Raw genomic sequence first — 19,532 nt, forward strand, 5'->3', positions numbered from 1 at the left:
GGAAAGATTTTTATAACTAATAAATATAATGTACCTGGAGCAGTATTTGCTTACGAAATAAAATTGACAAACAGCCACATTTTTGAAAAAATAATAGGTAATGATTGGCTAAACTTGAGGTGATTTGGAATGCTGTCAGACAAAGTGAAATTAACAGCAAAGGATATTTTGGAAAAAGAATTTAAAACAGGTGTACGTGGTTATAAACAGGAGGATGTCGATAAATTTCTAGACTTAATTATCAAGGATTACGGAACCTTCCATCAGGAATTGGAGGACCTTCAACAGGAAAACCTGCGCCTTCGCAAGCAACTGGAAGAGGTATCGAAGAGACAATCAGTTGCTCAACCTGCTGGAACCACCAATTTCGATATATTGAAACGATTATCAAACCTTGAAAAGCACGTATTCGGTGATAAACTTTACGATTAACAGAATAAACCATATTATCCTATTGAAAACCATTGTATTTTCATCAAGATATACATATAATAAGAATTGTCTTTGTTAATAACGTTCGGGTAATCGCTGTAAGGAGCTTTGGCGAATTGCAGAGGAAAGTCCATGCTCGCACGGACTGAGATGTCCGTAGTGTTCGTGCTCAGCGAAATCATAAGCTGAGGCAGTCGGAGTTAAAATTCGACTGACGGCCGGGAAAATACCTAAGTCCGTTTGGATATGGTATGAATACCTATAAAAGTGCCACAGTGACGTAACCTTTCCAGAAATGGAAAGGGTGGAACGGGTAAACCCCACGAGCGAGAAACCCAAATTATGGTAGGGGCACTTTCTCTTAGGAAATGAACGAGGAGAAGGACAGATTTTTAATAATCTGTAGATAGATGATTGCCACCTAAGTACGAGACCTTATAGGTCGCATGCAGTACTCAGGTACAGAACATGGCTTATAGAACGTTATTAATGGGAAAGTATTGTGGAAATGAAACGGCTCTCCATAAGGAGGGCTTTTTGTTTATGAATTTAACGCATTCTTTTAGAACATAATGGATAGTAAAAAGGTGTAGTTGATAAGGGTGAAAAGATGAGTACATACAAAATTATTGCGACAGCAGCAATGGGGTTAGAGGCCTTAGTGGCAAAAGAAGTTCGAGATCTTGGTTATGATTGTCAAGTTGAAAATGGCAAGGTGATTTTTTTCGGGGATGAAACCGCCATTGCCAAAAGCAACCTATGGCTGCGTACTGCAGATAGAATAAAAATCATTGTTGGAGAATTCAAGGCGTTTACCTTTGACGAATTATTTGAAAAAACAAAGGCACTACCGTGGGAACAATATTTGCCTGAAAATGCTGAGTTCCCTGTGGTTGGAAAGTCACATAAGTCAAAGCTGTTTAGTATTTCTGACTGCCAGGCAATTGTGAAAAAAGCGGTTGTTGAGCGTTTAAAAAAGCATTACAAAAAACAATGGTTTGATGAAAACGGGGCATTATACCGTATTGAAGTAGCCTTATTAAAAGATGTTGCTACCATTACCATTGATGCCAGTGGCATCGGTTTACATAAAAGAGGCTATCGGGCTGCCCAAGGTGTAGCTCCATTAAAGGAGACAATGGCTGCTGCTCTTGTCATGTTAACTAATTGGCATCCTGACAAACCGTTTATTGATCCTTTTTGCGGTTCCGGCACTATACCGATTGAAGCTGCTTTAATAGGACAAAATATTGCTCCAGGGTTCAATAGAGAGTTTGTATCAGAAAAGTGGGATTGGATTCCGGCTAAGGTATGGGAGGAAGTTCGCACAGAGGCTGAAGATTTGGCCAAGTACGATCAGCCACTGGACATTGTCGGTTCAGATATTGATCACCGAATGGTGAAAATGGCTGAGGAAAACTCCTTTGAAGCGGGTTTTGGTGACATGATCCAATTTAAACAAATGCGCGTTCAGGATCTTACTGTAAAAAGGGACTATGGAGTCATCATCGGTAATCCGCCTTATGGAGAAAGACTGGGTGAAAAGCAAGAGGTTGAACGAATGTATAAGGAAATGGGCCAAGCATTTGATAAGCTTGATACATGGTCGATCTATATCCTCACTTCCAATGAAGAGTTTGAACAATTTTACGGAAAACCAGCCACAAAGAAACGCAAACTATTCAACGGCTTTATCCGAACTGACCTTTATCAATATTGGGGAAAAAGACCGCCACGTGTTTAACTTATAGGCTCTGTTTAAGGATAAAATTGATTTTGACACCTGTTGATTGGAGCGCAAATAAACTGCCATGTTTGAAAGTGACGGTAATATAACTATTATCTAGTACAGCGTCTTTTGGACGCTTTTCTTTTTGGAGGGATTTTATGCAAAAACATATGCCATTTACCGTTTCAAAAACAGAAAATTTTTATGATAAGCTAGGAGAATGGATTGGCGATTTATTCTACGACATTTTACCAGAAGCAGGATTTGAACTTCGTGACGAACAAATCTTTATGGCTTTTCAACTAGAAAAGGCCTATAAAGAAAAGAAAATCATGTTTGCGGAAGCAGGGGTCGGAACTGGGAAAACTATTGTTTATTTACTGTACTCAATTATGTATGCCAGATACACGAATCGACCTGCAATTATTGCCTGCGCTGATGAGACCTTAATCGAACAATTAGTAAAAAAAGAAGGCGATATTGCTAAATTGGAGCAATTGTTAGCATTGGATATTGATGTGCGCCTGGCAAAATCTCAGGAACAATATTTATGTTTAAAGAAACTAGACCAAGCAAGATTGACAGATATGGCAGATTCTATTGGCTCTATTTATGAGCAACTTCCAGATTTCGTTCACACCAATGAATCGATGCAGAACTTTGCCAAATATGGGGATCGCCGTGATTATCCTGAATTATCTGATGAAGTTTGGAATAGGATTAACTGGGACCAGCTTCAGGATTGTTTTGCATGTGATAAACGCCACCGCTGTGGTTTAACGCTAAATCGCGAATTTTACCGTAAATCTACAGATTTAATTATCTGCTCCCATGATTTTTATATGGAGCATGTTTGGACAAAGGAAGCCCGCAAACGGGAAGGACAGTTGCCGTTGCTTCCAGAACATTCATCTGTAGTCTTTGATGAAGGGCATTTATTGGAATATGCAGCACAAAAAGCACTTAGCTACCGATTTACTGATTATACATTGGAAACCCTTCTAACAAGATTAATGGAAAATGATGTAAGGGAAACAACCCTATATACTATTGAAAATATCTTAGTGGAAAACGAAGCTTTTTTTGATGTAATTTCCCAATTTTCTTTGCGCAGCGATGATTCGGATAAATGGACGATCAAAAAGCACCCTATTGTTTTGAAGCACGGCCGCCAATTGCTAACATTATTACAGACATTAGAAGAAGAATTGGTATTTGAAAGTGAGTTATTTGTCATTAACGAGTATGATTTGAAAATTGTCGAAGAATATTTGGAGCGGATGACATATTCATTAACATTATTTCTACAGGAATTAAACGGGATCTCTTGGTTTGAAGAAAAACACGGGGAACGAACATTGGTCATCATGCCTAAGATGGTTGAGGATGTCATGAGAGAGGAAGTATTTTCACAACAAAAGCCATATATTTTTTCCTCAGCGACTTTATCTAATCAAAAATCATTTGATTACATCTCTTCCAGCTTAGGAATTGATGAATTTTTAAGTTTTTCTGTTGAGTCTCCTTTTGATTATGAAGAAAAAATGGGTATTTTCCTAAAGAAATATCAAAAAGGGCAAATGGATGAAAAAATCGCTTATTGTATTGATAAGATCAGTCATACAGAAGGTCGAGCCATTGTCCTTTTAAATAATGAAGGTGAAATGGCAAAGCTGAAGGAAGGGCTAAAAGGGAAATTTGAGTTTCCTGTCTATTTTGAAGGGGAAGAAGAAATTAGTACTCTTGTCTCCAAATTTCAAAATAATGAACATTCGGTCCTGTGTTCCATTCATTTGTGGGAAGGGTTGGACATTCCAGGCCGTTCCCTTGAAAATGTTATCATTTTTTCTCTGCCATTCCCACCGCATGACCCGGTATTTACAGCAAAAAGAACCGGCCTTAAAGATCCGTTTGAGGAGGTTGATTTACCATATATGCTGTTACGTCTTCGCCAAGGTGTAGGCAGGTTAATTCGAAGTGAACAGGACCATGGCACCGTTCATATATTAATTGACGATACAGTCAAGCCGGAAGTGATTCAATCAGTAAAACAAGTATTGCCAACCGTAGCAAAAGAAGTCTAAAAAAAAGCGGAAGGTTCCCATTAAGGAATCATCCGCTTTTCTTATTAACGTCCTAATAATCTCATTCCATCCGGAGTCATTTTCTCAGGAGACCAAGCAGGCTCCCAGACTAGATTTACCTCTACATTTCTTACTTCCTCAATACCCTCAACACAATAACGGACACCGTTCGTAATACTATTATGAAGCGGACAGCCTGGTGTCGTTAAAGTCATTGTCACCGTAACATCATTTTCTTCTGTTATTTCAACATGATAAATTAATCCCAAATCAACTACATTAATACTTAATTCTGGATCATAAACACTTTTTAGTGATTCAAGAACCTGTTCTTTTAAATTCATGATAAACACCTCGTTATTTTTTTAAGACTCTAAAGATACTAAAGGCAATAATGATTAATACGATTGATAGGATAAATTGACCCACATTAAATAGCATCGGTATTTTCAATAATAAGGCAATGAAAACAATGATCACAGCGACAATGAAGATTGAAAAAACAGGTGGGACCAGTTTTTCATTCATCATTTCCTTTAATGTTGGCACCCTGTTTTTGCCGATTTCCTTACTGTATTTATGGGTCCACCAAAGAAAAGGGACAATCTTATATAAATAGCCAATAATACTCAGGATAATCCACAGTAAGATGTAAGAATAAACTAATGGTGCGATATTTTCAGAGAAATGGCTGCTAAATAATAAAAGTAGAGCAGCGAAGTGGACGATATTTCCAAACAAAATGGCAACTAATGCAAACGAAAAAGGTTTATCCAGCTTCTTCTTTAGCCGTTTTTTTACAATAATGCTTATATGCCAGCTAAAGGTTGAAAAACCAACAAGTAAAAGAAAAAATCCTACTTTTAATAGCCAGTTGTTTTCATTGAAAAACGAAATAGCTGTTAAGATCAGTCCGGCAACATAAATGCTATAAACAAATCTTGCTTGAACCATGGGGAAACCATGGGCAAGGGCAAACATAGGGGCCATTTTATAAGAGAATCCGAAAATAAGCAGTGTAAACCAACCTGCAAGTCCCAATAGTAAATGGCTTTTAAAGAATGCTTGATAGTATTGTGAACCGTGACCAGTTTTTAAACAATAGATTAACGTAATACCTAGTGAAATGGTGAGCAATAAACATACAAATGCGGTTCCGACAAATGCGGTCAGGATGTTTGGTTTGGTTTGCAGTCTTAATGTCATCAGCATTTGGAAAAGGAACATTAAAATGCCTACTAAAGTAAGGATCCCAGGAATGACTGCATTTTGTGGTGACCAGTAAAGGGTTGCCGCAAACGAGGTTATTCCTACAGCTGTAACACCAAACTGAAAAAATCCAAATTTTTCATTCCAAATATTTGTTAAAAACGCTACTGGCACCAGTTGATACATCGCACCCATTGCCACCATTAAGGCCCATCCTAATATGAGGAGATGTGCCGCAGACCAAATGGCCGGGATACGGAAAATGCCATCGGACATTAATTGTCCATTCACTAATAATATAATCTGTGAAGTAATGAGAGCCACTAAGCTAAATAAGATAAAGGAAAAAGGCAGCTTAATATTTGTTTCGCTTCCTAAATTTTGCGATACCATGAGATCACCTTCTTAACGGAAAATTTCTATTTTATAACTTCCGTCTGATTGTTGTTCAGTTTTTTGTTTATAGCCTAATTCCTCTAATTGTTCATAAAGGAACATGGGGCGCCGATCATTTATAATGGTTAAGGTTTCACCTTCACTTAGTGTTTCTAATGCAGCCAAGGTCCGCATCATCGGCTGTGGAGGTTCTAAGCCGCGATTATCTAAGATCATAAATTACCACTCCTTCACTAGTTTTTCTTCGTAAATGTTACCTTCCAATGTTTTTTGTCGATTTCTTCTTCATCATGCATAAATCCTTTTGCTTTCATAACGGCAAATAGCGGGACAGGCTTAAATGGTGCATGGAGTATAAAGGTGTCGTCTTTATTTAAATCTTTAATAGCTTCCATGATTTTTTGAAATGGTTCCAATTTATTTTTTAAATCCTCACGCACATCTAACTCAATAACTTTTGATTCCATCATTTTCTCCACCTTTTTAGTATTGATTTGGTTATAAAAATAATTCTTGTTGTAAAGCGTTACGGTCAATCATAAAATTCCCGTCTTCTGCTTGGAGCAGATATTGTTTCTTTTTTAAATGATTAATAGTCCGGCTGACTGTTTCTCTGGTTGTACCAATCATATTGGCCAATTCTCTATTGGTAAATGGTGTGGAGAGCTTATATAGGTCCCCAGCCTTTTCAGCATTAGTTTTACAAAGCCTGATTAGTAGAAGAACTATTTGCTCATAAGTATTGTGAAGAACTTGGGCTTCTAATCTTCCTTGCAAGTCGATAATTTTTTCGCCCAATACCTTAAATAGCTTTATGCATAGTTCCGGGTAAGTGATTAAAATTTCTTCGAATTTATCGATGGGGATTACGATTAAATTTGCATCCTCCATCACCTCGGCATGGGCAGGATAATTCCCCTTTCGGAAGAATCCAGCATGTGGAAACATTTCACCTGGTTCGAGAACGGAGATAATCTGTTCTTTACCAGATAGATCCGTTTTATAAATTTTGATTTTACCACTATGAATAAAGAAAACTCGGTCAAGTGGATCGTCCTGCATAAAGACATACATTTTATGTTTATAGAATCGGGTTTGCGCAATTTTTATGATTGGAGCAAGTTCTTCCTTGGATAGCTCTTTAAATAAGGGAACTTCTGATAATCTGTTTTCAATATCCTCTTGTTTCATTAAACATCACCTTCGTGTTATTAAATATTGATTACTCTCATTTTAGCAGTCATATCACAGGAAAAATGTGACCTACGTCATAGATGAAACGTTGATTGAAAATAATTCTCAGTGGTGTGAGGAATATCACATGGTTTAGATGAGGTGCTTCACTATGTATTAGGCCTTTGACATTTACAATACAAATGTGAACAAAAACGAAAGGATGATTCTGGTATGGAAATCGAACGGGGAAAACCCACGAAAAAAGTGGTGAAGGAAAATAAAAACGCCCTTTTAAAATCCATTTTAATTGTTACAATTCTACTAAGCTTTACCGTATTATTGGGCGGTGGCTATTGGATATTCAAGGAACAAGCGCCAAGACCTCTTGAAGTCACAAATGAAAAAGGGGACGTCTTGTTTACAAAAGCAACCATAATGGGCGGCCAAGCGGTTTGGCAAAAATATGGGCTAATGGATTATGGGACGGTGTTGGGACATGGTTCATATATGGGCCCTGACTACACGGCAGAGTCTTTAAAGATATATACTGAAGGAATGCAAGATTATAAGGCAAATCAGGAATTTAGTAAGAGGTTTGCCCAACTAGATGATGGTCAACAAACTTCGATAAAAGCTGAAGTCATCAAAGAAATGCGTAAGAATCGCTATGATAGCAGTAAAGAGACTTTAAAGTTAACGGATGCGCAAAGCTATGGACTTAAACAAGTTCAAACCTACTATAAACAAGTTTTCACTAAAGGCGACGACTGGGGATTAAAGGCTAACTTGATAAAAGACTCTGATATGCCAAAGGATCATCGTGCCTATGTCGCTAAAGGTGATCAAATTACACAAATTTCTGATTTCTTCTTCTGGACAGCATGGCTTTCAAGTACAGTCCGTGAAGGTGATAAAATTACTTACACAAATAACTGGCCTTATTATGAAGATGCAGGAAACAAAATGTCATTTTCAGCAGTTTGGTGGAGCGGGGCAAGCATCACTCTGTTTATTCTAATGCTAGGGGTTATTTTATATTTCTTCCATCGTTATAAATTTGGCATGGTTGAGGCATATAAAGAAGGGAATTTCCCACGGATTGATTTACGGAAAATTCCTGTTACTAGTTCACAAATCAAAACAGGTAAGTATTTTACAGTTGTTTCGATCTTGTTCTTTGTTCAATGTATGTTTGGTGCTTTACTAGCTCACTATTATATCGAGCCGGACAGCTTCTTTGGCATAAAATGGATTCATGACATTCTACCATTTAATATTACAAAAGGCTATCACCTACAGCTTGCCATCTTCTGGATTGCTACTTCTTGGTTGGGTATGGGGATTTATGTGGCTCCACTTGTAGGTGGATATGAGCCGAAGAAACAAGGCTTACTAGTGGATATTTTATTCTGGGCATTGGTAGTTCTTGTTGGCGGAAGTATGGTCGGTGAATGGCTAGGTGCCAATGGGAAACTCGGAAACGAATGGTTCCTATTCGGTCATTCCGGTTGGGAATATATTGAACTTGGTCGTGTATGGCAGGTAATCTTAATTGTTGGTATGTTAATTTGGCTTTTCATTGTGTTCCGTGGTGTAAAAGCAGGGCTTAAAAGAGAAACAGATAAGGGTGGACTTATCCACTTGCTATTCTACTCTGCTATTGCGGTACCTGCTTTCTATATCTTTGCATTATTTATTAATCCTGATACCAGCTTTACCTTTGCTGACTATTGGCGCTGGTGGATTATCCACCTTTGGGTAGAAGGTATTTTTGAAGTATTTGCAGTCGTAGTGATTGGATTCTTATTAGTACAACTAGGTTTAGTGACGAAAAAATCAACGGTTAGACAATTATATTTCCAATTAATTCTGCTATTAGGCAGTGGTGTAATCGGAATTGGCCACCATTATTACTATAACGGTTCAGCAGAAGTTTGGATTGGGCTTGGCGCTGTATTCTCAGCACTCGAGGTAATTCCATTAACTCTATTGATCTTGGAAGCTTATGAACAATATAAGATGATGCGTGATGGGGGTGTAGACTTCCCTTATAAAGGCACATTCTGGTTCTTAATTTCTGTAGCCATCTGGAATTTAGTTGGTGCGGGTGTATTAGGCTTTTTAATTAACTTGCCGGCAGTATCATATTTTGAACATGGTCAATTCTTAACTCCAACACATGGCCACGGGTCAATGATGGGTGTATATGGGATGTTTGCTTGTGCAGTTCTTATTTACACGCTTCGAAACATTGTGAAGCCAGAAGCTTGGAATGATAAATGGATAAAAATCAGCTGTATCATGTTGAACGTAGGTCTAGCTGGAATGGTATTCTTCTCCTTGCTTCCAGTCGGCATTATGCAAATGAAAGAAGCATTTGATCATGGTTATGCCGCAAGCCGTTCTTCATCTTTCTTGAAACAGGATGTGGTTCAGACTATCTTAACCTGGCGTGCAGTGCCTGACACCATTTTCTTAATAGGTGTGTTAATCTTAGTGCTATTCTGTATTAAAGCATTCTTTAATTTAAGAAAACCAACTCATAAGGAAGAAGAAAAACTTCCAATTAGAGATCTATCTATTGATGAAGAGTAACATAAAAAATCCGCGAAGCTTAGCTTTGCGGATTTTTTTCATGGCAATCGAAACAATAGATTTCTTTATCTTCCGTAATAATCCCATTGAAGAATCCATCCAAACAATATACATCTTTTCCACAGTCCTTACATGAGCCGACTAATTCTTTCATGTCTGTCCTCCTAAGCCGTTTATTCATAAAACCATGTTGGAAGTGCGATGCCAAGATGTACTAAAATTTAAGTTGTAGAAGGTCTATTAAAACCTTTAGCCTATTACTTATTTTACGAATGAGTCAATCCACTGTTGCCCTTTTTTGCTTTTTTCAGAACATTTTATATAAATATGATAAAATGGGAAAGCAAAAGGAGGGTACGAAAAAAATTGAAACGGATTATACCCATTTTTATGATTTTAATCAGTGCATCCCTATGGGGGGGAATTGCTATTTTTGTAAGAAAATTAAACAGCATCGGTTTTTCCTCAATGGAAATCGTAACAATCAGAGTGGTGATTGCAGCGTTAATACTAGGCCTTTTTGGCTTAGTAAAATATCGGCCGCAAATGAGGATTCATATCAAGGATATAAAGCTGTTTATAGGAACTGGCATTTTAAGTATTGTCTTATTTAATTGGTGTTTCTTTTTTTCTGTTAATGAAATGAATCTTTCACTGGCGGTCATACTTTTATATACGGCACCAGCATTTGTAGCTGTTTTCTCATTTGTTTTTTTAGGAGAGAAAATGGATTTGCTTAAAATAATTTCAGTGATGGGTACAATTCTAGGCTGTTTTTTAATAGCAGGGGTCAGTCAAAGGGATGCTGGTTCCATTCATACAACAGGAATCCTGATTGGGCTGGGAGCTGGTTTTGGCTATGCCCTTTATAGTATCTTTGGTAAGTTTGCCTTAGTAAAATATCATTCTTTTACGGTGACGTTTTATACCTTTTTGGTTGCAGCACTTTCCTTAATACCTGTAACGGGATTATGGAGAAAAGCAGAATTATTAGGGAATGTGGAAGTACTGGGTTATGGGCTTGGACTTGGACTTTTTCCGACTGTTATTGCCTTTTTATTGTATACAAAGGGTCTTGAAAAGATTGAGAGTAGTAAAGCGGCGATTATTGCCACTATGGAGCCAGTTGTGGCCACTTTATTAAGTGTCTTTTTATATAAGGAAAGCTTTGGGGTTATTCAGGCAATCGGTTCATGTATAATCTTGGGTTCTGTTGTTATCATTAACCTGCCGAAAAAGCAAAAGGCATCAATCCAATGAGATTGATGCCTTTATTCATCACCAAGTCTTGAAGCCTTTTGAGCCCACTGGTGCATTTTGAATGATATCAATAAATGGTATGGTATAGGCAAACAGGATTAGGGCAGCCGCAATACCAAGCCACAATTTCCAGTTTTCAAATACCATTGGTGCAGACGTTTCAGTAGATTCTGCTTCGCCAACCGGAAATTCTTCTTCTCCTTTTGGAGCAAAGAAGGCGAGGTTTATAAAAATAATTAGAATTAAGATAATCCCAAGGAAAAGGATTGTTCCACCAACTGCTTGAGCGATTTGATAAGGAATCCATTCAGCCGCCTGCTTTGAGCCACCGTAAGTTGAGAATGATGACCGTCTTGGGCCGCCAAGCAAACCTTGAATATGCATAGCACCGGACATGAAACACATTCCGATAAACCAAACCCATGCTTGAATAATCCCTAATTTGTTCATTGCTTTTGTTAATTTGCGTCCTGTTAAATGTGGAACCAGCCAATAAGAGATTCCGAAGAATGTTAAAACAACTGATGTTGCTGCTGTTAAATGGAAGTGTCCGGTAATCCAGATAGTGTTATGAACAACTTGGTCCATTTGGTTTGATGCATTAATAATACCGCCAGCTCCCGCTGGGATGAACGATGCCATGCCGATAAACGGAACTGTGAAACGAGCATCATTCCAAGGTAAAACTTTGAACCAGCCAAGTAACCCAGTTGCCCCTTTAGAGCGACCATATCTCTCAAACGTTGCGAACAGAGAGAAGGCAGTCATTAATGATGGAATTACAACCATAAACGTTAAGATAACTTGGAAAAACTTCCATGAAGGATCAATTCCCGGCTCTGTTAATTGGTGATGGAAACCAACCGGTATAGAAAAAAGCAAGAATAAAATAAATGATAGACGTGCTAATGAATCTGAGAAAATTTTTCCACCGATTATTTTTGGAATGATTGCATACCAGCACATGTAAGCAGGTAACAACCAGAAATATACAAGTGGGTGACCGAAATACCAGAATAATGTACGGCTAACTAAAACATCCACTCTGTCTACTAATCCGAGTGACCATGGGAGTAATTGGAATAATACCGTCGCAGCAACACCAAGCGTCGCTACAATCCAAAGTACAGTATTAATCACCGCCATAAAGCTTAATAACGGACTTGGCTTACCAGGATTGTTCTTACGCCATCTGGCATAGGTCATGATTTGAGCAACACCGTCAACCCAGCTTCCAACTACAACAAGTGTCATACCTAGATAGAATATCCAGTGAGCCTGCAGTGGTGCATAAAACGTATAAAGGACAGAAGCTTTATTAAGCAGGACCATTGTTGCAGCCATAGCCGTTCCGATGGTCATTAACCAGAAACCGATCCAGCCTGTGCGGCGGGCAGCAGGAGAATGTGTGCCGGCTGTTCTGCTGACAGCAGCATATTGGAAACCCATAATAAAGAATGTTGTTAAGACAAGGCCCATCATCACCCCGTGAACGGTTAAAATTTGATAATAGCCGATACCGCCGGGTAGTTCATATTTGCCTGAGCGGACAAGAGTCTGCAGGAGGCCCATTAGACCACCGAGTGCAAGTGCTGTGAAAGCAACAAAGAAGTGTGCCATTGAAAGCTTCGCATCGCGTGGGTCAACTTTTACGTTTGTTGTAGTCTTTAGCATTATTTAACCACCTCAATCTTCGAGAACATTAAATGGTGGCCGGAACCACAGTATTCGTTACAAACGATTAAATATTCTCCTGCCTTGTCAAATGTTGTTGTATATTCACTGACATAGCCAGGTTCCAGCATCATGTTAATATTGGTGCCAGCCACTTCAAAACCGTGAATAACGTCCTTTGTTGTAGCGATCACTTTTACTTTAGCTCCGAGCGGGATCTTAACTTGTGCTGGATTATAAGAGAATGCTTGAGCAACATACACTAATTCATAATCCCATTCTTTTCCCTCAACCTTATGAAGTCCGGGCTTATCAAATGGTTTGGTCTGATCAACTTTTTCAGGATTTATCGTTGTTAAACAACTTGGTGGTTTATTACCTAGATAGAAGGCACTTACCCCTACTACTGTTAAGAAAATAACTAGGCAGCTGATTCCGAAAGTCAGCCAAATTTTTTCTAGCTTATGCATATGCATAATGATTTCCTCCTTCGATCATTAAAAACGTTCTACAAATAGGAAGTAGACACTTAACCAAGTAACAATTATGAAAAGTCCCAAAAAGAAAACGGATGCCATGGTCCCTTTTAATGAAGAACTGTCTTCTACTTCTGTTTTTTGTTTTGTTTTTAACTCCGCTTTTGCCATCCCCTTACACTCCTTTCAGATCTTTGGAAATAAATTAAATAAGTTCTCTTTCATAATACAAAACAATTGTGGAAGAAAAATATGAAAATCCAAAGTTCACAAATTGTTCATTCCTTATGTATCTACTATGTTAATGATAAAAACTTGATGCAACAGTGATTTATATCACATATATCAGAGGTGAAATGTGAATGAAATGTGAATTATCACAGGACCTCTGTGATAAAAGTAATTGATAATCATTTCACAAACTGTATTTGTCACAGTTCTGTCACAAAACAGTATAGGTACTAATAGAATAAAAAAAAGGGAAGATGATTTTCTTTGGAAGTGGTGGTTAGGATGGAAAAGTATTATTGTGAAAAATGCAGACTGTTATATGATAAAAAGGAGAATTGCAAGATTTGCGGATTCATAGTAAATAATAAAATTATCATTGAAGTGCAGAAGCAGCCTGAGAAGTAGGTCCTACAGTTACCTGGTTCAGGCGCTTTTTTGTGTGAACGATCAATTGGAAAAGTTTATCTAATGCTCAAAAGGCCATACTACTATATAATGAAGGAGCACAACAACAACCTTCAAAACGTTTGCTTCTCCACATGGGGAAGCTTTTTTATTAGATAAAGGGGAACGTTTATTCTATTTGAATATAATTACATAATATGGAAATGATATCTTTAAATTAAACAAAAGGTGATTTAGATGCCGAAAATCATATCCATTGCGGAGGTTGTCCCTCCATATGAAATAAAACAGGATCAAGCCTCAGCATTCGCAGGCGAGCTATTTGCACATTCCTTTAAGGATATTGGAAGACTTTTAAAAGCATTTCAAAATGGGCAGATTGAAAAAAGACATTTTGTTAAAAAGATGGAATGGTTTTACGAAAAACACTCATTTGCTGATAAAAACGATGCATATATAGAGGCAGCCGTTATGTTTGGAAAAGAGGCTATTATTAAATGTTTAAGCAAAAATGAGTTCTTGAAGAAAGACATTCCTATTCATGAGATTGAGGCCATTTTCTTTATTTCGACAACTGGATTAGCCACTCCCAGCATAGAGGCGCGAATTATGAATCTCCTTCCTTTTCATGCCCATACAAAGCGAATTCCCATATGGGGACTGGGCTGTGCCGGTGGTGCTTCGGGTTTATCGAGAGCATATGAATATTGTCTTGCTTTTCCTGAAGCGAAAGTCATCGTACTGGCAGTAGAACTCTGCAGCCTAACCTTTCAGCAGAATGACCAATCAAAAAGTAATTTGATTGGTACTTCCTTGTTTGCTGATGGAATCTCCTGTGCATTGATTTGTGGGGATGAATCTAATATGGCAGAATATTGCTCACGGACAGTATCCCCGGCTATTATTGATACGCAATCTACCCTAATGCCAGACTCATTGGATGTAATGGGATGGGATATTAAAAACGACGGACTTTATGTTATTTTTTCACGGGATATCCCAACCATCATTGAACAATGGTTAAAACCGAATGTCTCTGGTTTCTTAGAAGAAAATAATCTATCCCTTGACCAAATCAATTATTTTATTGCCCATCCTGGTGGAAAAAAGGTTTTGGATGCCTACGTAAAATCACTTGAAATCCCTCAATCCATGACTGGAATCTCTCAGGAAGTGCTTCAAAAGTTCGGGAACATGTCCTCATCCACCATTTTATATGTACTCAGACGATTTATGGGACAGGAAACGAAATCGGGGGAGTTTGGACTTTGTACGGCCCTAGGCCCAGGCTTCAGTTCAGAATTGCTATTACTGAGGTGGGAAGAATGAAAGATGTCTATCCTTTTACCCTTTTTTTCGCATTTATTGTTATTCAACGGATAGGCGAGTTAATGGTTGCAAAACGAAATGAAAAATGGATGAAAATGCAAGGCGCACTTGAATTTGGTGGAAGTCATTACCGAATGATAGTTCTTATTCATCTACTGTTTTTTTGCAGTTTTCTAAGTGAAAAGGTTTGGTTCAATCATGGATTATCAACGATCTGGCCAGAAATTATTGGGATTTTCTTTTTAACACAGGTTTTACGCATTTGGGCAATTGCTTCATTAGGCCGGTATTGGAATACAAAAATCATTGTCCTACCTAATGCTAAGATTGTCAGAAAAGGACCATATCGTTGGATTAAACATCCTAATTATGTTGTTGTTACGCTTGAATTAATGATGATTCCATTGTTATTTAATGCCTACATCACAACATGTCTGTTCACTATTCTGAATATGATTGTCCTAAGAATTCGTATTCCTGAAGAGGAAAGAGCATTAATAACGCTGACAGAATATGACCAAGTCTTTAACAATTGTGAACGATTTTTCCATAAGATTGTTAAATAATTTTGACAAATAGATTGGAAATATTGAAAATAGTTCTCACTCATGATAAAATCTAATCATTAATGAAAATCATTCTCAAGCCAGTTATCAATCTAACAAGGAAGGTGTTACATATGGCTTATATTTTTGTTGCTGGAACCATCCTTACGTATGGGTTTGTCATGAAGCATGTCTTAAAAAATGTAACTCAATAATAGATGGATTAGGTCGGGGCAATCCCGGCTTTTTTTTTATTTTTAAGTAACATAATAGGAAAAGTTCGAATTATCGTATAAAATAAATATATTATCAAGTTGCCAAGGGGATAAAAGAAAATGGTGAAAATAGCCAATCCAAATGAAACAATTTCTACGTTAAAAGGAAAAATTGAATCGATTTATGAATACTTGTTGAATCAACAAGATGTTGAGCAAGCCGAAAAGGTAAAACAGCTGGCACGAAAAATGGAAAATCGCGAGTTTGCTATTGCGTTTTGTGGGCATTTTTCGGCCGGTAAATCAACCATGATTAATCGGGTTGTTGGTGAAAACCTCTTACCTTCAAGTCCGATTCCAACCAGTGCCAATTTAGTAAGGATTAAAGCTGGAGAGGACTATGCCAAGGTATTTTTTAAATCAGAAAAGCCAAGGCTTTATTTAGCACCTTATGATTATAATCTAGTGAAAAATTACTGTAAGGATGGAGATCAGATTCAAGAAATTGAAATGAGCCATAGTGATACAAACCTTCCTGCCAATACAGTCATTATGGATACTCCGGGAATAGATTCTGCTGATGATGCACATCGAATTGCTACAGAATCTGCCATTCATCTGGCTGATTTAATTTTTTATGTAATGGACTATAACCATGTTCAGGCAGAATTAAATTTTCAATTTACTAAGGAATTAACCGAGGCAGGAAAAGATGTATACCTAGTGATCAATCAAGTAGATAAGCATAGGGCTGAAGAATTAAGTTTTCAAGAGTTTCAAACAAGTGTAATAGAATCATTCGCTTCATGGGGAGTGAAACCAGCAAGAATATTTTATACATCCTTAAAGCAGCCAAACCACCCTTATAATCAATTTAACGAATTACAAACTTTTATAAAGGAAAAACTCGCTGTTAAAGATCAATTATTTCTTCCATCCATTTTTCATTCCTTGAAAAAAATCGCAGCAGATCATCTACACCAACTGCGCGAGGAAACAAATGAAAATATTACTCCTTATATGGAAATCATGAATGAATTAACAGAGAAAGAGCGATTGACCTTGCTTGATTCTTTCGAACAAATCCATTCAGACCTAGAGACTTTAAGTAAGGACCAAAGTGAACAGGACTTTGAAAAAGAAATAGCTCAGCTGATGAAAAATGCCTATTTAATGCCGTTTCAAACAAGAGAATTGGCCGAAAGTTATTTAGAATCCTGTCAGCCAGAGTTTAAGGTTGGCTTCCTTTTTTCCAAACAAAAGACACAAGAAGAAAAGAATGCAAGATTGGAAACTTTCTATCAAGATATAGCTGAAAAAGCTAATTCTCAACTGGAGTGGCATATTAGGGAATTCCTGTTAAGAACCCTGAAGGCAAAGAAACTGGATGATGGAGAATTGTTACACCTTGCGCAGTCCTTTTCAATCCATGTCCAAAAAGAATTATTAATGAACGCAGTGAAACCGGGAGCCCGTCTATCTGGTCAATATGTTCTGCAATACACAGACGATGTGGCGAATGGGGTTAAAAAACTTGCTAGAACACAGCTAGAAAAATTTAAAGAACAGTACTTACATGCAATAGCCGAACTGGATGAAAAACAGAAAAAGCAATTTGAACAAGAACATGGAGACATTGAACGATATGTTCAGGCATTGACTGTGATCGAAAAACAAGAGAGAAAATGGACTGAAAAAGAAAAGCAGGTTGAAACCCTTCTTCAGCAATCACAAGGCTTGGAAGAAGATAAATATCATTTATTTGATGCCGAAGAAGAAGATGTTGAAGTGGTTAAAACGACAGAGGAAATTCGAAATAAGATAGAAGACCAACAATCAGATCAGGTAGAGTTGCCACAACCAGCTGAAAATGCAGTGATGCAACCTAACTTGGATCAGGAAAACCAATTACAAGCAACAGTTGATAGATTGTTACATGCATCATCTTTGATAAAGAATTTACCAGGAATGGAGAAGTTGTCCCTAGAATTAATCGAAAAAGCAGAAAGGCTAAATAACAAAGGATTTACCGTTGCATTATTTGGTGCATTCAGTGCTGGAAAGTCGTCTTTTGCCAATGCGTTAATGGGTGAAAAGGTATTACCGGTATCGCCAAATCCAACGACGGCAGCTATTAATAAAATTAAGCCGGTAACGGAAGAATTTCAACATGGAACGGTATTGGTGAAGTTTAAAGAACCTGAGAAGATGCTTGAGGATGTGAATCGTTCCCTTAAGGTGTTTGAACTCCATGCCCATGATTTTGCGCAAGCATCAAATCTGATTGACAAAATGATGAAGGAGAAAAGCCAAGAAGGCATTTTCGAAAAGACTCACTATGCTTTTTTAATGGCTTTTAATAAAGGTTATCAATCTTACGTTGATTTGCTGGGTTCCATTAAACAAACCGATGTAAATGAATTCCAAGATTTTGTGGCAAAAGAAGAAAGATCCTGTTATGTGGAATGGATAGAACTTTATTATGACTGTGAATTAACACGGAAGGGCATTACTTTAGTTGATACCCCCGGTGCAGATTCTATCAATGCGCGCCATACAGGAGTAGCCTTTGATTATATTAAAAACTCGGATGCCATATTATTTGTAACCTATTACAATCATGCCTTTTCAAAAGCAGACAGGGAATTTTTAATTCAATTAGGACGGGTTAAGGAATCGTTCCATTTAGACAAGATGTTTTTCATTATTAACGCAATCGATCTTGCAGAAAATGAGGAAGAAAAGAATGATGTAGCAGAATATGTTCAGAGTCAACTCATTAAATATGGTATTAGAAATCCTCATCTTTATCCTTTATCAAGTCTGTTGGCTCTTAAGGAAAAGCAAAATACAAATGAAAAACTACATTCCGGTATGAACCTTTTCGAGCAGTCATTCTATCAATTTATCTCAACAGATTTAACGGGGATGGTCATTTCCAGTGCTGAAAAAGAATTAGTACGTGTGCGTGAATTAGTAGATAAACTAATTTTGAGCTCAAGCGAAGAAAAGACAGTTAAAGAGCAAAAATTCAAGGAAATAACCAATCAAAAAACCGCTATTTTGCAATTGCTTGGAAACCAAACGAGTGAAGGAATTCAAAGTCGCTTTTCTCAAGAATCCAGGGAACTAACTTTTTATATAAAACAAAGAGTATTTTTACGTTTTAGTGACTTCTTTAAAGAGGCGTTTAATCCGGCGACGCTTAAGGAGGACAGAAGAAATATAAAGAAAGCCTTTCAGTTGGCCTTGGATGAATTTATCGAGAGTGTTGGTTATGATTTTGCCCAAGAAATGAGGGCAACAACAGTTAGGCTTGAACGATTTGCTGAGGGCTTGCTGAGTGATGCGCAAGCCACTCTGACAAGGAAGATACATGATATCAATAAAGACCTTTCCTTTTCTGACTTTGAAAAAGGGAAATTCACTGAAATCGATTTCCCGATTGCATTTCAGTCTTTTAACGAACAACTATTTACGAAAGCATTCAGTTATTTTAAAAATCCGAAGGCCTTTTTTGAAAAAAATGAGAAGAAAAATTTAAGTGATGAACTCCATAACCAGCTCAATCCTAAAGCGGATGAGTATTTACTTCAAGAGGCTGAACGAATGAACAGCATGTATTTGCAGGAGTTGAAACAAGAATTTACCCGTTTGTTGGAACAAATGAATGAGCAGGCAAATGATTATTATTTAAGCTTACATGCAGCCATGGAAGGCGGGGTTCCGGTAGAGGTATTAAAAAATATTCAGCAACAATTGGCTTAAATTAATTT

At 37.5% G+C, this 19,532-nt stretch carries 17 protein-coding genes and 1 other RNA gene; 9 read left to right on the forward strand and 9 right to left on the reverse strand.

Annotated elements, in window-relative coordinates:
- The first annotated feature begins 129 nt into the window (after positions 1-129).
- From gpsB to ACI3K6_RS00555, 4 genes are all read left to right on the forward strand, one after another.
- Entirely contained in the window at positions 130-432 is a 303-nt protein-coding gene (gene gpsB / locus ACI3K6_RS00540) for a cell division regulator GpsB (RefSeq protein WP_335478202.1), read from the forward strand.
- Between the two features lie 81 nt (positions 433-513).
- Positions 514-913, forward strand: an RNA gene (rnpB, locus tag ACI3K6_RS00545) — RNase P RNA component class B.
- A 129-nt stretch (positions 914-1,042) separates the two neighbouring features.
- Positions 1,043-2,176 carry a THUMP domain-containing class I SAM-dependent RNA methyltransferase gene (locus tag ACI3K6_RS00550; RefSeq protein ID WP_435553271.1) on the forward strand — a complete coding sequence of 378 codons (1,134 nt, stop codon included), beginning with the start codon at positions 1,043-1,045 and terminating at the stop codon, positions 2,174-2,176.
- 143 nt (positions 2,177-2,319) lie between these two features.
- Positions 2,320-4,245, forward strand: a complete 1,926-nt coding sequence (locus ACI3K6_RS00555; protein WP_435553272.1) for an ATP-dependent DNA helicase — start codon at positions 2,320-2,322, stop codon at positions 4,243-4,245.
- 44 nt (positions 4,246-4,289) lie between these two features.
- On the opposite strand, the gene ACI3K6_RS00560 is transcribed toward ACI3K6_RS00555, so the two are convergent.
- From ACI3K6_RS00560 to ACI3K6_RS00580, 5 genes are read right to left on the reverse strand one after another with little or no spacing between them, the layout of a single operon-like run.
- Positions 4,290-4,589: a metal-sulfur cluster assembly factor gene (locus ACI3K6_RS00560; RefSeq protein WP_335478208.1), complete on the reverse strand. Its 300-nt coding sequence runs from the start codon at positions 4,587-4,589 to the stop codon at positions 4,290-4,292.
- 13 nt (positions 4,590-4,602) lie between these two features.
- Complete coding sequence (locus ACI3K6_RS00565; protein ID WP_435553273.1) at positions 4,603-5,847, reverse strand: hypothetical protein; 1,245 nt, start codon at positions 5,845-5,847, stop codon at positions 4,603-4,605.
- 12 nt (positions 5,848-5,859) lie between these two features.
- Complete coding sequence (locus tag ACI3K6_RS00570; RefSeq protein ID WP_435553274.1) at positions 5,860-6,066, reverse strand: DUF2249 domain-containing protein; 207 nt, start codon at positions 6,064-6,066, stop codon at positions 5,860-5,862.
- A 17-nt stretch (positions 6,067-6,083) separates the two neighbouring features.
- On the reverse strand, positions 6,084-6,317 hold the full coding sequence (locus tag ACI3K6_RS00575; protein ID WP_335478214.1) for a DUF2249 domain-containing protein: 234 nt from the start codon (positions 6,315-6,317) through the stop codon (positions 6,084-6,086).
- Between the two features lie 31 nt (positions 6,318-6,348).
- Positions 6,349-7,041 carry a Crp/Fnr family transcriptional regulator gene (locus tag ACI3K6_RS00580; protein ID WP_435553275.1) on the reverse strand — a complete coding sequence of 231 codons (693 nt, stop codon included), beginning with the start codon at positions 7,039-7,041 and terminating at the stop codon, positions 6,349-6,351.
- A 216-nt stretch (positions 7,042-7,257) separates the two neighbouring features.
- Between ACI3K6_RS00580 and ACI3K6_RS00585 the strand changes: the two genes are divergently transcribed.
- Positions 7,258-9,621 (forward strand): nitric-oxide reductase large subunit, encoded by a 2,364-nt coding sequence (locus tag ACI3K6_RS00585; RefSeq protein WP_435553276.1) that lies wholly within the window; start codon positions 7,258-7,260, stop codon positions 9,619-9,621.
- Between the two features lie 19 nt (positions 9,622-9,640).
- On the opposite strand, the gene ACI3K6_RS00590 is transcribed toward ACI3K6_RS00585, so the two are convergent.
- Positions 9,641-9,775, reverse strand: a complete 135-nt coding sequence (locus tag ACI3K6_RS00590; RefSeq protein WP_435553277.1) for a hypothetical protein — start codon at positions 9,773-9,775, stop codon at positions 9,641-9,643.
- A gap of 212 nt (positions 9,776-9,987) precedes the next feature.
- Here ACI3K6_RS00590 and ACI3K6_RS00595 point away from each other — a divergent pair, with 212 nt between their 5' ends.
- Positions 9,988-10,881, forward strand: a complete 894-nt coding sequence (locus ACI3K6_RS00595; RefSeq protein ID WP_435553278.1) for a DMT family transporter — start codon at positions 9,988-9,990, stop codon at positions 10,879-10,881.
- An 18-nt stretch (positions 10,882-10,899) separates the two neighbouring features.
- Here the strand turns inward: ACI3K6_RS00595 and ACI3K6_RS00600 are convergent, their stop codons facing one another.
- Genes ACI3K6_RS00600 through ACI3K6_RS00610 form a run of 3 tightly spaced genes read right to left on the reverse strand, consistent with a single transcriptional unit; the run spans position 10,900 to position 13,202 of the window.
- A complete protein-coding gene (locus tag ACI3K6_RS00600) occupies positions 10,900-12,555 on the reverse strand; it encodes a b(o/a)3-type cytochrome-c oxidase subunit 1 (protein WP_335478224.1) in 1,656 nt (551 codons plus the stop codon).
- Complete coding sequence (locus ACI3K6_RS00605) at positions 12,555-13,031, reverse strand: cytochrome c oxidase subunit II (RefSeq protein ID WP_335478226.1); 477 nt, start codon at positions 13,029-13,031, stop codon at positions 12,555-12,557. The genes ACI3K6_RS00600 and ACI3K6_RS00605 overlap by 1 nt, the downstream gene beginning before the upstream one ends.
- A gap of 21 nt (positions 13,032-13,052) precedes the next feature.
- Complete coding sequence (locus ACI3K6_RS00610) at positions 13,053-13,202, reverse strand: cytochrome c oxidase subunit 2A (protein WP_335478228.1); 150 nt, start codon at positions 13,200-13,202, stop codon at positions 13,053-13,055.
- 702 nt (positions 13,203-13,904) lie between these two features.
- On the opposite strand from ACI3K6_RS00610, the gene ACI3K6_RS00615 reads away from it, so the two are divergent.
- The 3 genes from ACI3K6_RS00615 to ACI3K6_RS00625 all read left to right on the forward strand — a co-directional run bounded on the left by ACI3K6_RS00615 (position 13,905) and on the right by ACI3K6_RS00625 (position 19,524).
- Positions 13,905-14,996 carry a type III polyketide synthase gene (locus ACI3K6_RS00615; RefSeq protein ID WP_435553279.1) on the forward strand — a complete coding sequence of 364 codons (1,092 nt, stop codon included), beginning with the start codon at positions 13,905-13,907 and terminating at the stop codon, positions 14,994-14,996.
- On the forward strand, positions 14,993-15,562 hold the full coding sequence (locus ACI3K6_RS00620) for an isoprenylcysteine carboxyl methyltransferase family protein (protein ID WP_435553280.1): 570 nt from the start codon (positions 14,993-14,995) through the stop codon (positions 15,560-15,562). The genes ACI3K6_RS00615 and ACI3K6_RS00620 overlap by 4 nt, the downstream gene beginning before the upstream one ends.
- A 314-nt stretch (positions 15,563-15,876) precedes the next feature.
- Entirely contained in the window at positions 15,877-19,524 is a 3,648-nt protein-coding gene (locus ACI3K6_RS00625) for a dynamin family protein (protein ID WP_435553281.1), read from the forward strand.
- Positions 19,525-19,532 lie beyond the last annotated feature (8 nt).

Source organism: Neobacillus solisequens, from assembly GCF_051233465.1.
Classification (GTDB): Bacteria; Bacillota; Bacilli; order Bacillales; family Cytobacillaceae; genus Neobacillus.

Coding starts and splice junctions, on each gene's coding strand:
- gpsB (WP_335478202.1), top strand. CDS start 130: ATGCTGTCAGACAAAGTGAAATTAACAGCAAAGGATATTTTGGAAAAA.
- ACI3K6_RS00550 (WP_435553271.1), top strand. CDS start 1,043: ATGAGTACATACAAAATTATTGCGACAGCAGCAATGGGGTTAGAGGCC.
- ACI3K6_RS00555 (WP_435553272.1), top strand. CDS start 2,320: ATGCAAAAACATATGCCATTTACCGTTTCAAAAACAGAAAATTTTTAT.
- ACI3K6_RS00560 (WP_335478208.1), bottom strand. CDS start 4,589: ATGAATTTAAAAGAACAGGTTCTTGAATCACTAAAAAGTGTTTATGAT.
- ACI3K6_RS00565 (WP_435553273.1), bottom strand. CDS start 5,847: ATGGTATCGCAAAATTTAGGAAGCGAAACAAATATTAAGCTGCCTTTT.
- ACI3K6_RS00570 (WP_435553274.1), bottom strand. CDS start 6,066: ATGATCTTAGATAATCGCGGCTTAGAACCTCCACAGCCGATGATGCGG.
- ACI3K6_RS00575 (WP_335478214.1), bottom strand. CDS start 6,317: ATGGAATCAAAAGTTATTGAGTTAGATGTGCGTGAGGATTTAAAAAAT.
- ACI3K6_RS00580 (WP_435553275.1), bottom strand. CDS start 7,041: ATGAAACAAGAGGATATTGAAAACAGATTATCAGAAGTTCCCTTATTT.
- ACI3K6_RS00585 (WP_435553276.1), top strand. CDS start 7,258: ATGGAAATCGAACGGGGAAAACCCACGAAAAAAGTGGTGAAGGAAAAT.
- ACI3K6_RS00590 (WP_435553277.1), bottom strand. CDS start 9,775: ATGAAAGAATTAGTCGGCTCATGTAAGGACTGTGGAAAAGATGTATAT.
- ACI3K6_RS00600 (WP_335478224.1), bottom strand. CDS start 12,555: ATGCTAAAGACTACAACAAACGTAAAAGTTGACCCACGCGATGCGAAG.
- ACI3K6_RS00605 (WP_335478226.1), bottom strand. CDS start 13,031: ATGCATATGCATAAGCTAGAAAAAATTTGGCTGACTTTCGGAATCAGC.
- ACI3K6_RS00610 (WP_335478228.1), bottom strand. CDS start 13,202: ATGGCAAAAGCGGAGTTAAAAACAAAACAAAAAACAGAAGTAGAAGAC.
- ACI3K6_RS00615 (WP_435553279.1), top strand. CDS start 13,905: ATGCCGAAAATCATATCCATTGCGGAGGTTGTCCCTCCATATGAAATA.
- ACI3K6_RS00620 (WP_435553280.1), top strand. CDS start 14,993: ATGAAAGATGTCTATCCTTTTACCCTTTTTTTCGCATTTATTGTTATT.
- ACI3K6_RS00625 (WP_435553281.1), top strand. CDS start 15,877: ATGGTGAAAATAGCCAATCCAAATGAAACAATTTCTACGTTAAAAGGA.